Annotated in this window: 12 protein-coding genes; 8 read left to right on the top strand and 4 right to left on the bottom strand. The window is 73.5% G+C overall.

What is annotated here, in order from left to right; translation table 11 throughout:
* Positions 1-41 precede the first annotated feature (41 nt).
* Positions 42-1,016, top strand: a complete 975-nt coding sequence (locus AQI70_RS02470; RefSeq protein WP_062143391.1) for a helix-turn-helix transcriptional regulator — start codon at positions 42-44, stop codon at positions 1,014-1,016.
* A gap of 188 nt (positions 1,017-1,204) precedes the next feature.
* A complete protein-coding gene (locus tag AQI70_RS02475; protein ID WP_037889506.1) occupies positions 1,205-1,723 on the top strand; it encodes a DUF4240 domain-containing protein in 519 nt (172 codons plus the stop codon).
* 3 nt (positions 1,724-1,726) lie between these two features.
* On the opposite strand, the gene AQI70_RS02480 is transcribed toward AQI70_RS02475, so the two are convergent.
* Positions 1,727-1,930 carry a hypothetical protein gene (locus AQI70_RS02480; RefSeq protein WP_062143395.1) on the bottom strand — a complete coding sequence of 68 codons (204 nt, stop codon included), beginning with the start codon at positions 1,928-1,930 and terminating at the stop codon, positions 1,727-1,729.
* 168 nt (positions 1,931-2,098) lie between these two features.
* Between AQI70_RS02480 and AQI70_RS02485 the strand changes: the two genes are divergently transcribed.
* On the top strand, positions 2,099-3,226 hold the full coding sequence (locus AQI70_RS02485) for a lipid II:glycine glycyltransferase FemX (RefSeq protein ID WP_062143399.1): 1,128 nt from the start codon (positions 2,099-2,101) through the stop codon (positions 3,224-3,226).
* 24 nt (positions 3,227-3,250) lie between these two features.
* On the opposite strand, the gene AQI70_RS02490 is transcribed toward AQI70_RS02485, so the two are convergent.
* Positions 3,251-4,009, bottom strand: coding sequence for a peptidoglycan recognition protein family protein (locus AQI70_RS02490; RefSeq protein WP_062144975.1), 759 nt, complete (start codon positions 4,007-4,009; stop codon positions 3,251-3,253).
* Positions 4,010-4,045: 36 nt separating this feature from the next.
* Between AQI70_RS02490 and AQI70_RS39475 the strand changes: the two genes are divergently transcribed.
* Positions 4,046-4,588 (top strand): hypothetical protein, encoded by a 543-nt coding sequence (locus tag AQI70_RS39475; protein WP_167358873.1) that lies wholly within the window; start codon positions 4,046-4,048, stop codon positions 4,586-4,588.
* A gap of 1,029 nt (positions 4,589-5,617) precedes the next feature.
* Entirely contained in the window at positions 5,618-6,802 is a 1,185-nt protein-coding gene (locus tag AQI70_RS02495) for a MarP family serine protease (protein ID WP_062143402.1), read from the top strand.
* Between the two features lie 93 nt (positions 6,803-6,895).
* On the opposite strand, the gene AQI70_RS02500 is transcribed toward AQI70_RS02495, so the two are convergent.
* Entirely contained in the window at positions 6,896-7,396 is a 501-nt protein-coding gene (locus AQI70_RS02500; protein WP_062143405.1) for a GNAT family N-acetyltransferase, read from the bottom strand.
* Positions 7,397-7,465: 69 nt separating this feature from the next.
* Between AQI70_RS02500 and AQI70_RS02505 the strand changes: the two genes are divergently transcribed.
* The gene (locus tag AQI70_RS02505) at positions 7,466-8,365 is read left to right on the top strand and encodes a TIGR01777 family oxidoreductase (protein ID WP_062143408.1); all 900 of its coding nucleotides are present in this window, start codon (positions 7,466-7,468) and stop codon (positions 8,363-8,365) included.
* A 170-nt stretch (positions 8,366-8,535) separates the two neighbouring features.
* The gene (locus AQI70_RS02510) at positions 8,536-9,915 is read left to right on the top strand and encodes an NAD(P)/FAD-dependent oxidoreductase (RefSeq protein ID WP_062143411.1); all 1,380 of its coding nucleotides are present in this window, start codon (positions 8,536-8,538) and stop codon (positions 9,913-9,915) included.
* A 14-nt stretch (positions 9,916-9,929) separates the two neighbouring features.
* On the opposite strand, the gene AQI70_RS02515 is transcribed toward AQI70_RS02510, so the two are convergent.
* Complete coding sequence (locus AQI70_RS02515) at positions 9,930-11,405, bottom strand: NsdA family TPR-like regulatory protein (RefSeq protein ID WP_062143415.1); 1,476 nt, start codon at positions 11,403-11,405, stop codon at positions 9,930-9,932.
* 280 nt (positions 11,406-11,685) lie between these two features.
* On the opposite strand from AQI70_RS02515, the gene lipB reads away from it, so the two are divergent.
* Complete coding sequence (lipB, locus tag AQI70_RS02520; RefSeq protein WP_062143422.1) at positions 11,686-12,483, top strand: lipoyl(octanoyl) transferase LipB; 798 nt, start codon at positions 11,686-11,688, stop codon at positions 12,481-12,483.
* Positions 12,484-12,580 lie beyond the last annotated feature (97 nt).

The raw sequence follows: 12,580 nt of genomic DNA on the forward strand, positions 1-12,580 counted from the left end.
CCGTACCCCTTCGTCGTCGGTGGGCCCGGCATCATGACCGTATGCGTGCTGCCCGGCTCATCAAGATGGTGCTGCTTCTCCAGTCCCGGCCCTCCATGACCGCTGCCGAGTTGGCGCGGGAGCTGGAGGTGTCCGAGCGGACGGTCACCCGGGACGCGCAGGCGCTCTCCGAGGCGGGGGTGCCCGTGTACGCGGACCGGGGACGGGCCGGAGGGTATCGGCTGATCGGGGGATACCGGACCCGGCTGACGGGCCTCGCCCGTAGTGAGGCCGAGGCGTTGTTCCTCAGCGGCGTTCCGGGGGCGCTGCGCGAGATGGGGCTGGAGGACGCCGCCTCCGCCGCCCGGCTGAAGGTGTCCGCCGCCCTGCTGCCCTCCCTCCGCGACGCCTCCCGTACGGCCGCTCAGCGGTTCCATCTGGACGCCCCGAACTGGTTCAGGGAACCCGGAACACCCGGGCTGCTGCCGGCCGTCGCGGACGCGGTGTGGGACGACCGGCGGATCGTCGCCCGGTACCGGCGCGGGCAGGACGAGGTCGAGCGGGAGCTGGAGCCGTACGGGCTCGTGCTGAAGGCGGGGGTCTGGTACCTGTGCGCCCGCGTGGCGGGGCACGGGTCGTACCGGGTGTACCGAATTGACCGGTTCACCGCCGTGGAGGCCGGTGACGAGCGGTTCGAACGGGACGAGGAGTTCGATCTGCCGGGCTTCTGGGACGAGCGGGCCGAGCAGTTCGCGCGGTCCATTCTGCGCGCCGAGGTCGTGGTGCGGGTGTCCCCGGACGGGGCGCGCCGGTTGCCGTACACCGTCGATCCGCAGTCCGCGCGGGAGGCGCTGGAGTCGGCCGGTGCGCCCGACGGGGACGAATGGGTGACGGTGACCCTCCCGGTGGAGTCCGAGGAGGTCGCCCACGCCCAGCTCGCGGCGCTCGGCCCGGAGGCCGAGGTGCTGGCGCCAAAGGCGCTGAGAGCCCGTTTCGCGAGCGACGCGACACGGCTGGCCGCGCTCTACCGCTCATGAGCCCACGGCATGCGCCGAACGCCGTCAGCGGTACGCCATCCGCCGTGCGCCCTCAGTCGTACGTCATGAAGCGGGCAGTCGTACGTCATGAAGGGCGCCGCCTGACGGCGCCCGGGGGCCGTGACCCCATAACAATCCGCCGCACTCCACGTGCGTCCCACCCCTCCAGGGCCGATGCTGGAGCGGTGATGGACGAGACGGAGTTCTGGGAGCTGATCGACGCGACCCGGGAGGCCGCCGAGGGCGACCCCGAGGAGCAGGCCGACCTGCTGGTGGAGCGGCTCCTTGCGCTGGACCCGGAGATGGTCCTGGACTTCGCCCGTCACTTCGAGGCCCGCTACAACCGCGCGTACACCTGGGACCTGTGGGGCGCCGCCTGGGTTCTGCTGGACGGGGCGAGCGACGACGCGTTCGACTTCTTCCGGTGCTGGCTGATCGGCCAGGGCCGTGAGGTGTACGAGGGCGGGGTGCACGAACCCGACTCGCTCGCCGACCTGCTGGACGACTTCGACGAGGAGTTCGACGGCGACGGCGAGGAGCTCGGGTACGCGGCGGACGAGGCGTACGAACAGCTCACCGGCACGGTCGCCCCCGACCTCGGCATCGCGCCCGCGCCCCCGGAACCGGACGGCACCCCGGTCGACTTCGAGAACGAAAGGGCCCTGGCGGAACGGTTCCCCAGGCTCTGGGAGCGGTTCAAGGGCTGAGCCTCAGGCCACGGCACGCCTGCGGCCCGGCTCCGCCGGGATGTACGCCTGCGGCTGGTCGGCCTTCACCGCGTGGTCCATCGGCGCCTGGTTGGCCTGGTCGAGCGCGGACGCCGTGACGGCGGCCGGCCCCAGGACGACGGTCGCGACCGCGCAGACGACCGTCCAGACCCGCTTGCCGCCGTTGCGCCTGTTGCTGCTGCTCATGATCCCCACCTTCGGTCGGTGCGTGTGCGGGACGACGCGAGAACGATAGGAAGGCTGTCTCGGGATGAGCCTTGAGCCGGCTGGGAGAAACCTGTGAGGCCGTGGACTCTTGACCGGTGCGGTGATCCCCGGCTTAGGGTGGCCGCCCCGACCAGGAGCACCCTGCCCATGACCAGCCTGTTCGTGCGTGAGATACCGCGCGCGGAACATCTCGCCCATCTGCGGCGGCATCCCGACGCGAGCCATCTCCAGATCCCCGAGTGGGGCGATGTGAAGCCCGACTGGCTGCCGGAGAGCGTCGGCTGGTTCGAGGGCGAGACGATGGTCGCGACGGCGCTCGTCCTGTACCGGCCGCTGCCCGGGACGCGGCGCTACCTCGCCTACCTCCCGGACGGGCCCGCGATCGACTGGCGTACGCCGCGCCTGGAGCGGTGGCTGGACCCGCTCGTCGCCCATGTCAGGCGGATCGGGGCGTTCTCGGTGCGGATCGGGCCGCCGCTGGTCGTACGGCACTGGGACGCGGACACGGTCGCGGCGGGGATCGCCGATCCCGACGTACGGCATCTGCGCGACCTGCCCGCGGCCGGCATCGACGGATACGCGCTGGACGCCGCGGAGCGGCTGCGGCGGCTCGGGTGGCGGCCGTGCGAGGAGGGCGAGGGGAGCGGTTTCGGCCTCGGCCAGCCGCGCTACGGCTGTGAGATCCCGTTGGCGGGGCGCTCGATGGACGATCTGCGCGGCGCCCTCGCACCGCACTGGGAGCAGTCCTTGCGCACGGCCGAGTCGGCGGGCGTGCGGGTCTCCTGGGGCTCGGCCTCCGACCTGCCCGACTTTCACCGCCTGTACACCGCGACCGCCGCTCACGACGGCTTCAAGGCCCGCCCGCCGGACTACTTCCGGCGCATGTGGAAGGCCCTGAACGCCGAGGACGACGACCGGCTCCGCCTCTATCTCGCCGAGTACGACGGCGAGGTGCTCTCCGCGGCCCTCATGATCAACGTCGGCTCCCGGGTCTGGCACTCGTACGCCGCGTCCGGCCGCCGGGGGCGCCGACTGCGGCCCAGCAGCGCGCTGTTGTGGCGCATGCTGGGTGACGCGCGGGCCGCGGGCGCGAAGACGTACGACCTGCGCTCCATCACCCCCGCCCTCACCGAGGACCGCCTGCTCGGACGGCTCCGCTTCAAGACGGGGACCGGCGGCCGGGCCGTGGAGTACCTCGGGGAGTGGGAGCTGCCGGTGGGCGCCCAGGGCAAGGTGCTCCAGCGGGCATTGGGGGTCTACCTCGGACGCAGGTGACCCGGTGGCGAGGCGGGGCGCCGGCTATCGGCTTCTGCCCTGCAGACGTGCCGCCAGCTGTCTGATCTCGGGCAGGCGGGCGGTGAGGGCCGCGCCGGGGCAGCTGGTCATGTAGCCGTCGTCGTGGCCGGCGAGGGCGGGGAGCAGGGCGGTGGTGCCGGCGGCGTAGCGGCTGTGGCTGTTGCTGGAGGTCAGTCGGACCCTCGCGCGCGGGTCGGTGTCGGAGAGCCCCAGTTTCCAGGCGGCCAGTGCGGCGATCGCGTCGGTCATGGCCTTCGGCACGGGCACGCCGGCCGTGAAGGTGCCGAGGGCGGCGATGCCGGTGGTGCGGTGGTTGAAGCCCTGGGTGTGGGCGCCGGTGACCGGGCGGTCGACACCGCCCGCGCGGCCCTCGTAGATGGTGCCGCAGCGGTCGACCAGGAAGTTGTAGCCGATGTCGTCCCAGTCGCGGGAGCCGGTCTGGCCCGCGTACAGGTAGCGGATGATGCGAGGCGCGTCGGCGCAGTCATAGCCGTTGGGCGAGTCGGTGTGGTGGACGAAGACGGCGACGACCCGGTCGTCGTAGCGCGGGGGCGGCCGGTCCTGCCGGGTGTCGTCACCCAGCCAGACCGACCTCGGCACGACAGGCGGCCGGGCCGCCCGATGCGGGGCGGCCGGCCGCGCCGCGACCGACCGCGCGGACTCCGCGACGGCAGCCTCGATCCCACGCGCACACAGCGCCGGCGCGAGAACGGCGGCAAGCCCGGGGAGACAGCCGAGGACCAGGAGAAGAACGGGGGGTATGCGCCGCCGGGCACGGGGGTGGGGCCGGGGGCGAGGGTGCCGACCGGAAGAGGGGCGCGGCTGGGGGCGGCGGTGTTGGCGGGGATGGGGGTGCCGCTGGGGGCGGCGCTGCTCTCCGGAACGGGGGTGCCGCTGGGGGCGACGCTGGTCGCCGGAAGGGGGGTGCGGCTGGGTGCGGCGCTGCTCGCCGGAAGGGGGCTGCGGCCGGGGGCCGCCGTACTGGCCGGAGGGAGGCTGCGGCCGGGGGCGGCGGTACTGGCCGGAGGGAGGCTGCCACTGGGGGCGGCGCTGCTCGCCGGAAGGGGGCTGCGGCCGGGGGCCGCCGTACTGGCCGGAGGGAGGCTGCGGCTGGAGGCGGCGGTACTGGCCGGAGGGAGGCCGCCGCTGGGGGCGGCACTGCTCGCCGGAAGGGGGCTGCGGCCGGGGGCCGCCGTACTGGCCGGAGCGAGGCTGCGGCTGGGGGCCGCCGTACCAGCCGGAAGAGGGCTGCCGCCGAGGGCCGGATGGCCGGCTGGCGGAGGGCTGCAGCCGGATTCGGGGTGGCTGACCGGCGGAGGGTTGGAGTCCGGCTCCGGGTGACAGGCCGGCCGAGGGTTGCAGGCCGGTTCGGGGTGGCTGACCGACCGAAGCTTGCAGCCCGGTTCGAGGCGGCCGACCGGCTCGTAGGCGCCGCCGGATTCGGGACTGTCGCTGGGGCAAGGACTGCGGCTCGCCACGGGACTCCCGTTCAGCAGAGGACCGCCACTCAGCAGAGGACTGCCGCGCGGCACGAGGCTGCCGCTCGGCCCTCGACCGCCGCCCGGCGCCGGGCTGCCACGCGGTCCCAGGACCCTCACTCGGCAGGGCTTGCCGGGCCGTACCAGCCCTCGGCGCAACTTGCCGACCAGGCATGACCGGCTGCACTCGCACACACGGCTGCACTCGAACAACCGGCTTCTCTTGTACAGCCGGCCCCTCCCGCACGGTCGGCTCTCCCTCGCCGACCGGCTCTCCCTCCACAGCCGGCTCTTCCCGGGCGGCCGACTGCCCCCGCACCAGCGGCTCTCCCCCACCGACCAGCTCTCCTCGCAGGGCGGACTGCTCCCGCCCGCCCGACACTCCCCGCAGGGCCGACTGCTCCCGCCCGCCCGCCTCTCCCCGCCCACCCCCCGACACACGCGAGCCACCGGCCGCCCCCGCATCCAGCGGTGTCCGTCGCACATCCGACGCTCCCCCGCCCGCCCCCGCGGCAGCCCCCTCCGCCCAGCCCGGCTCCCTATCCGGCTCCACCGCCCAGCCCGCCCCCGGCGCACGCTCCGCCCCAGCCACCCCTCCTACGCGGGCGGCCCACGGTATTCGTACGGCACGTGGTCTTCGGCGCCCCCGTGTTCTGCGGAAGACCCTTCGGGTGACCCGTCGGAAGACACGCATGGTCCCACTGTCCGCCCGAACCGCTGCGCCCGCGATGTGTGGTGTGCCACCCGGAGGAACCATCGCCCCGGTCCGGGGCGTTTCTCCAGGTGCACGCACGGTTCACGCAGCGTGGCCGATTCCCTGCGGCGGGCACGCGCGTGCTGATCAACGGGCGCCTCCCACGCGTACTAAGGGGTCCGAGAGAAAGGCGGCTCCGTGGACCTGCTCGACATCCTGCTGTTGCTGGTCGTCCTGGCCTACGCGGCGTCCGGCTACCGGCGCGGGCTGGTGGCCGGCTGCGTCTCGCTGGCCGGTTTCGTGGGCGGCGCGGTGATCGGCGTATGGCTGCTGCCATGGATGATGGACCTGGTCACACCGGGTACGACGCAGGCGACGGTGACCGCGGTGCTGACCGTGCTGCTCCCGGCGGTGCTGGTGCACGAGCTGGCGGGGCGGCTGGCGCTGCGGCTGCGCCGGGAGCTGGACCGGGGGCCGCTCAGGGTGGCCGACGGGATCGGCGGGGCCGTGGCCAACTCGGTGGCCGTGCTGATCGTGGCGTGGGTGGCCGCGAGCGTCCTGGCCGCGTCCTCCTCGCCGCTGCTCACGACGGCGATCCGGGACTCCCGGCTGCTCGGGACCGTGCAGGAGGCGATGCCGGACACGACACCGGCCTGGTTCTCACGGGCCACCTCCGCGCTCACCGAGGCGGGCTTCCCGCAGGTCTTCAACCCGTTCGAGAACGAGTCGACCGCCGAGGTCGCCAAGCCCTCCGGTGACAGCGTCACGGCGGCGGCGACGAACGCCGCCAAGCGCAGCACGGTCAAGATCGAGGGCGTCGCGGGCACCCAGGGCCGCGAGGGCAGCGGCTTCGTGTACGCGCCGCGGCATGTGATGACCAACGCCCATGTGGTGGCCGGCATCGATGAGCCGGGCGTGCGGGTCGGCGGCGTGGGGCGGTCGTACGAGTCGCGGGTGGTGCTCTTCGACCCGCAGCGGGACGTGGCCGTGCTGTACGTGCCCGATCTGCGCGCCCCCGTCCTGCGGTTCGACGACGCCGCCACGCGCGGCGACTCGGCGGTCGTGGCGGGCTATCCGGAGGACGGCGACCTGAACCTCCAGGCGGCGACGGTCGCGAACCGGGTGCGGGCGACGGGCCAGAACATCTACAGCGACGAGACCGTCACCCGCGAGATCTACTCGATACGCTCCACCGTCCGCCCCGGCAACTCCGGCGGCCCGCTGCTGACCACGGACGGCAAGGTGTTCGGCGTCGTCTTCGCCCGCTCCACCTCCGACGACGAGACGGGCTATGTCCTGACCGCGGCCGAGGTCGCCTCCGACGCGCAGCGCGCGGCGAAGGCGACGGCGCCGGTGGACACGGGGGACCTCGTCACGTCGTGACGCTACCGTTCCGTCGTCTCCGTCTCCGTCTCCGTCGCCCCAGCCGCCCCGCCGTCTCCGCCGCCCCCGTCGTCTCCGTCGTCGACGGCCAGGTCAGAGACCGCGCCCCATGAACACGTCGTCCACGTACTCCCCGCCCAGGAGGAACTCCTCGGGCAGCACTCCCTCCACCACGAACCCCTCGGACTCGTACAGCTTGCGGGCCGGTGTGTTGTGGGCGAGGACGCGCAGGGTGACACGACGGGCACCCCCGCGCCGGGCCTCCTCCAGGGCCGCGCGGATCAACGCCCGGCCGACTCCTCGACCGCGCGCCTCGTCGGAGACGGCGAGACCCTGGATCTGCCGCACATGCGCGTTGGACGCGAGCGGGGTGGGGAATCCCAGGCGGACGTAACCGACGATCCGGCGGTCGAGTTCGGCGACCAGACAGCCGTCCGGCGAGTGACGCTCGCTGAAGAAGGGCGGATACGGCGGCTGCGGCTTCGGCGTTACCGCGTGCAGGTACGACCACGTGAGACGGTCGAGCTCGGCCAGTTCCTCGTCGTCGTCCGGAAGAGCGGCGCGTATGTGCGGCGGCTGGATCATGTCGGGCATGAGCGCCACCCTACGACCGGGGGCGGGATACCGACCGGGGTTTTATACGCGCACCGGCAGGATGGTTTCATGGAACATTCAAGAATCGCGGTGGCCGGCTCCTCCGGCCTGATCGGCAGCGCCCTGGTGCGGTCCCTGGTCGCGGACGGCCACGAGGTGCTGCGTCTGGTGCGGCGGACTCCCGGAGCGGCCGACGAGCTCCAATGGGACCCCGAGCGGAAGTACGTGGACGCCGCGGGGCTCGCCGGATGCGACGTCGTGGTCAATCTGGCCGGGGCGAACGTGGGTTCGCGGCGCTGGACGGAGGCGTACAAGGCGCGGCTCCGGCGCGGCCGGGTGCTGGGCACGGCGGCGCTCGCGGAGGCGATGGCCGCGCTGGACACTCCGCCGCGGGTCTTCGTGAACGGCAGCGCGATCGGCTACTACGGCGACACCGGTGAGCGGGCCGTCGACGAGAGCGCCCCGCCCGGGGAGGGTTTCCTGCCGTCGCTGGTCAAGGAGTGGGAGGGCGCCGCGGCGCCCGCGCAGGATGCGGGCGTACGGACGGTGTTCCCGCGCACGGGGCTGGTGGTGGCCCGGCACGGCGGGGCCTGGGGGCGGCTGTTCCCGCTGTTCAAGGCCGGGCTCGGCGGACGGATGGGGGACGGGCGGCAGTACTGGTCGTTCGTCTCGCTGCACGACGAGGTGGCCGCGATCCGGCATCTGATCGACACCGACGGTCTGTCGGGGCCGTTCAATGTGACCGCGCCACAGCCGCTGACGAACCGTGAGATCACCGAGGCCATGGGGCGGGTGCTGCACCGCCCGACGCTCTTCGCGGTGCCGGCGCCCGTGCTGCGGGCCGTGCTGGGTGAGATGGCCGGCGATGTGCTGGGCAGTCAGCGGGTGCTGCCCAGGCGCCTGCTGGAGTCCGGCTTCACATTCGCGTTCCCCGAGATCGAGGCGGCGATCCGGGCGGCCACCGAGTGACGGCCGAGCGATCGCCAGCGTCCGTATGCGACCACCGTGCGACCGTGCTCTGTCGATGCGCGACTGTTCTTGACCGATCTCGGCCCTAACCTCGTCCCGAACTCGGGTATTCCCGGAGCCTGTTGGGGGCATGACGTCTCCACCGGCCGCGCAACCTCGAGGAGGGGCACGTGCTTGAGCCCGCGTACCAGGCGGACGTCGTCATCGTGGGAGCCGGGGTCGCCGGTCTCTCCGCGGCGCATCGGCTGACCAGCGCAGGAGTAACGACCGCGGTCCTGGAGGCCGCCCCTTACGCGGGCGGCCGAATGTCGACCGAGAAGATCGACGGGTTCCGGCTCGACCGGATCGGACAGCTCCTTTCGACGTCGTATCCCGAACTACGGCTGACTCCCGGCCTCGACACGATGGCGCTGCGCGCCTTCGCGCCGGGCGTACTGCTGCACAGCGACGGGCGCCGGCAGCGCGCGGGCGCGTTGGCGACCCCGAGCGCACGGCGCGCGAGGGGCGCACTGCACGCGGTGCGCGCCCTGGCAAGCGCCCCTCGGGCGGCGTCCGTGCGGGGTGTTCCGGGGCAGTCGTCCGTGCCCAGGGCGCGTACGGGCGCCCCGCTCGGTACCGCCGTCGACCAGGCCCGGCTCGGCGCCGCGCTCGCCCGCCTCGCCGGCGCGCCGGTCGAACGGCTGCTGGCCCGCCCCGAGTCGTCGGCCGCGCAGGCCCTCGCGGCGCGGGGCGTTCCGGCGCGCACCATCGACGGTTTCCTGCGGCCGCTGCTCGCCGCGCTGCTGTGCGATCCGGAGCTGACGACGTCCAGCCGGTGCGCGGATCTCGCGCTGCGCTCCTTCGCCGGCGGGCGGTTGTGCGTGCCCGAGGGCGGCGCCGAGGCACTGCCCGAGCTGCTGGCGCGCGCCCTGCCGCCGGGCACCGTGCACACCGGCGTGCGGGTCACGTCGATCGCCACGACGTCGGTGACCACCGCGGAGCACGGCGAGATACGCTGCCGGGCCGTCCTGCTCGCGACGGACGCCAGGACCGCCGCCGAGTTGCTGCCGGGCCTGCGTGTACCGGACTTCCATCCGGTCACGGTCGTCCACCACACGACGGACGAGCCGCCGGCGACCGGCGCCTCGCTGCTGCTCGACGCCGACCGGGGCGGCCCGGTCGCCCATACGGCGGTGATCAGCCAGGTCGACCCGAGCCGCGCGCCGGCGGGCCGGGCGCTCGTCTCGTCGACGGTCCTCGGCACACCGCCGCCCGACATCGACACGGCCGTACGCAGGCACCTGTCCCGCCTCTACGGCACGTCCACGGCACGCTGGGAGACCCTCGCCGTGCACCACACCCCCGAGGCCGTGCCCGCGATGCGCCCACCGCACGACCTGCGCCGCCCGGTGCGGCTGCTGGCGGGCCTGTACGTGTGCGGCGACCACCGGGACACCAGCACGGTGCAGGGCGCCCTGCACTCGGCCCACCGGGCCGCCTCGGCGATCCTGACGGACCTCGGGGCGGCCGGGTCCCTGCACCGGGCGGAGCCGTTGCGGGCGGCGGCCTGAAGCACCCTTACCCCTTACCCCAACGCAGCGACCTTGTCGCGATACCCCCGCACCGGCGCCGCGTCCCGATACGGCTCCAGCCTCCGCTCGAAGTCCCTGACGTACTCGATCGCCCGCACCGACCGCATCTCCGCGGCCTGCCCGGCGGCCTCCGCGCCGAGCGAGCAGGCCTGGTCGAGCTCGCCCAGGCCCAGACGCGCGGAGGCGAGGACGACGCGGCAGAAGAGGCGGCTGCGGGCGTAGGCGGGGGCGCGCAGTTGCAGGGAGCGTTCGGCGTGCTGGGCCGCCGCGCGGAACTGCTGCAGGTCGCGGTGGCAGTGGCCGAACTCGTCGGCGAGCTGTGCCTCGTCGAAGAAGCGCGCCCAGTACGGGACGTCGTCGCCGGGGCGGGCGGCCTCCAGGGCGCGTTCGGCCCGCACGAGGGAGGCCGTACAGGCGCGCACCTCGCCCAGTACGCCGTGTCCGCGCGCCTCGCACGCGTGCAGCAGGGCCTGCACGACCGGCGGGGCGCTGGTGCCCACCCCCTGCTGGGCCACGCGCGCCAGCTGGACGGCCTCGCGGCCGTGGCCCAGGTAGACGGCCTGGCGGCTCATGGTGACCAGGACGTAGGAGCCGTAGGCCCGGTCCCCGGCGGCCTGGGCGAGGCGCAGCGCCTGGACGAAGTAGCGCTGCGCGAGACCGTGCGCGGCGATGTCGTACGACGTCCAGCCCGCGAGCCTGGTGAGGTCGGCGGCCGCGGCGAACAGCCGGCGGCCGGTCTGCTCGCCGTAGGTGCCCCGCAGCATCGGCTCGCACTCGTGCTCCAGGTAGCGCACGAGGGCCTGCCGGGCGTGGCCGCCGCCGTACATGTCGTCCAGGGAGCGGAACAGCTCGCCGACCGAGCGCAGCGCGGCGATGTCACCGCCGGTGACCCGCTGTCCGGGACCGCGTTCGGCCTGGCCGCGCTGGCGGGCGGACGGTCCGCCCTGTTCGGGCGCAACCGAGAACTTGGGGGCGGCGGGACGGCCCTGGCTGGGGACGCGGGCGAGGGGCTCGCCGCGGGCGACCTTCTCGTCGGCGCGGCCGATCAGCCAGTCCCGGCTGGGCACGACGAGGCCGGCCGGGGTGAAGGCGATCTTGCGGAGCTCGGCGTGACTGCCGGAGTCCTTGCGCCACAGGCCGCTGACGATGTCCACGGCCTCCTCGGGGGTCGCGGCGAACTCCAGCCCCGCGTACACGGGCGCGCAGGCGTCGAGGCCGAGGTCCTGGGCGGTGAGCCGACGGCCGAGGCGGCGGGTGAAGACCTCGGCGATGAGGGCGGGGGTCGTGCCGCGCGGCTGCTGCCCGCGCAGCCAGCGGGTGACCGATGTCTTGTCGTATCTGAGATCAAGCCCGTGTTCGAGGCCGAGCTGGTCCACCCGGCGGGCGAGACCCGCGTTGGAGAATCCCGCTTCTGCGATGAGCGCGGCGAGCTGGCGGTTGGGAGTGCGCTGCGCGGGTCGTTCCGTCATCTGCGGTGCGGTCTCCTGCCTTTCGGGCCTCGCTGGGCCACTTGGCCGCTGCGGTGCCCGGATTGCCGGTGAGCAGCCCTTTTGGCCTCTCGAACGGCGCGAATGTAGCGGAGAGTAAGCAGCCGATCGCACATTTCCCCACCCATTCATCCGATCGTGTGAGGATTGCCCTACCGAGCTGACGCGGGGCCGCGCGGCATCACCCGAACGAGCCGGTCGTACAGTGGCGTGGGCACGCTTTGTGCCTTACGACCTTCCAGGGCTTCCAAGGAGGCTTGCCGTGAGTGAGTTGCGGTTCGTCCGCATGGGCTTCGGCGCGGACGCCGTCGAGTACCAGCAGGCGTGGGACGAGCAGCGCCGGGTGCACGCGGCGCGGTTCGCGGACGAGATCCCCGACACGGTCCTGCTGCTCGAACACCCTCCGGTCTATACGGCGGGCCGGCGCACGGCGGACAACGAACGCCCCCTGGACGGCACGCCGGTCATCGACGTGGACCGCGGCGGCAAGATCACCTGGCACGGCCCGGGCCAGCTGGTCGGCTACCCGATCCAGAAGCTGCCGCGCCCCGTGGACGTCGTCGCCCACGTGCGCCGCCTGGAGGAGGCCCTGATCCGCACCTGCGCCGAGTTCGGTCTGGAGACCACCCGGGTCGAGGGGCGCAGCGGCGTGTGGGTCCTGGGCGACCCGGTGGAGCAGCGCCCGGCGCTCGGCGGTCTGTCCCTGGACTTCGACCCCCGGCTGCAGGACGAGGAGTTCGACCCGCGCCTGAACGGCCCCGAGTACGCGCCCTCCAACGCCGGCCAGCGGCGCGAGGACCGCAAGATCGCGGCGATCGGGATCCGGGTCGCGAAGGGGGTCACGATGCACGGCTTCGCGCTGAATGTGAACCCGGACAACAAATGGTTCGACCGGATCATCCCCTGCGGGATCCGTGACGCGGGGGTCGCCTCGCTGGCGGGGGAACTCGGCCGGGACGTGACCATCGACGAGGTCCTGCCAGTGGTCGAGCGGCACCTGAAGGACGTACTGGAGAACGCGGACCTGAAGCCGCGGGAGGTCGAGAAGGCCTCCGCCTGAGGCAGGGAATGGACCCCGGGGCCCACAGGTTGGCCTCACCGGATGGGCCCATCAAACACGGGCGTACCCTGGGGTGCGCCGAAGAATCGAAGCTACA

It is taken from the genome of Streptomyces curacoi (assembly GCF_001513975.1).
Classification (GTDB): domain Bacteria; phylum Actinomycetota; class Actinomycetes; order Streptomycetales; family Streptomycetaceae; genus Streptomyces; species Streptomyces curacoi.